The 1,366-nt window shown below is 63.5% G+C and carries 2 protein-coding genes; one reads left to right on the top strand and one right to left on the bottom strand.

Translation table 11 applies throughout. The annotated features are described in order from the left end of the window. Positions 1-72: 72 nt before the first annotated feature. Positions 73-852, bottom strand: coding sequence for an ion transporter (locus LQV45_RS32840; protein WP_230011835.1), 780 nt, complete (start codon positions 850-852; stop codon positions 73-75). 198 nt (positions 853-1,050) lie between these two features. Here LQV45_RS32840 and LQV45_RS32845 point away from each other — a divergent pair. After that, positions 1,051-1,366, top strand: a 316-nt coding sequence (locus LQV45_RS32845) for an aquaporin (RefSeq protein WP_230011837.1), incomplete at its 3' end; no start/stop codon positions are given.

The following is a 1,366-nucleotide window of genomic DNA, read 5'->3' on the forward strand; positions in this document are numbered from 1 at the left end:
TGAAACAGTTGTACCCGCTCCGGCCGGTTGCGGCCATGGCGCCAGGAAAGTCCAAGCGCAACGGAGGCAGCGTCAATGCCGCTGAGGCGGTTCCTTGGGTGCCCCTCCGAGGGCCGGGGTACTGCCGGAATCGCCCGGTCCCTGGGCCAGCTGGTCATGGAGCCTGCTGATCTGGGCCACGAGGCGGGCACGTTCCTCGCTGCCGATGCCTTCGTCCGATCGCCTCCGCAGATTGGTTGCTGCCGTCACACTTTCAACGAGCCAGGAGGAGACCACCGCCGTGACCATGCTCAGGACTGCAAACCCGCCGACCATCAGCGTGGCCGCAGCCCACCGGCCCGGAACGGTTACGGGGTAGTAGTCGCCATAGCCGATCGTTGTGATGGTGACAATTGCCCACCACAACGAGTCGCCCATCGAGGTGATATTCGCGTTCGGTGCGCTCTTTTCGAAATTGAAGACGCTCAGGGCGACCGTGTAGAGCAGGAGGACCGCGGAGACAATGACGTAGGCCAGGACGCGGGTCCTGATGGCGGTGCCCGGTGCCCGTTCCATGACCCGGCGCAAGGTGAACGGACGCAGGAGCCGCAACGGCCGCGCAACGGGGAGCACCACCATGAGCAGGTCCAAGGGGTGGCGGACGAACCACCGGCCCCGTTGGGGCGCCACGAGCAACTTCACAATGTAGTCGGCGCCGAAGGCGACCCACGTTGACCCCACGACGATTCCGAGAAGGTCGGCGTAGGGCTGCGGCGGTTCTGCAATGACGAGGATGGAGTAGGCCGCCAGAAAAACAAAAGCCGCACCGACGAGGGGCCACTCGGAATACTTTTGCCAGGTTTCTTGCCTCATGGCTGAATGCTAGGACTTTGTCCCTCGGATGTCCTTACGAAATTGCCACACTGACCCTAAGCGAGCCACCCGCTGGCAGCGAGCCACCCGCGGAGCGCTGACAACTGTCGCCGTCAGCGGTACATTGGCCTTCTGAGGTGGCAGACCGAGGCTGGGCACGGCAGACCACATGGCCAGAACCTGCGGAGGCGGACAGCCATGGCGGCAAATCAGGACAAAGACGGCGCTCGCCGGGACCACGCGCATCACGACGTCATACCCAACATACTTGAAATAGTGGAGCAAAGCGTCCTGCAGCGGATTGAGGACTTTAATGATCCGCGCCAGGAATGGCGGCGCCTGTTCTCGGAGTTATACGGCACGTTCCTGCTCGTGGTCGTCGCGGCCGGCGGCGGCATGATGGGCCAGGCGTTCCCCGGTGTCATCAGCCGCACGGCGGCAGTGGTGGCTCCGGGCCTGATGGTGATGGGCATCATCTTGTTCATGGGCAAGATCTCGGGCGCGCATCTGAACC

It is taken from the genome of Microbacterium sp. Bi128 (assembly GCF_918698205.1).

Coding starts and splice junctions, on each gene's coding strand:
- LQV45_RS32840 (WP_230011835.1), bottom strand. CDS start 852: ATGAGGCAAGAAACCTGGCAAAAGTATTCCGAGTGGCCCCTCGTCGGT.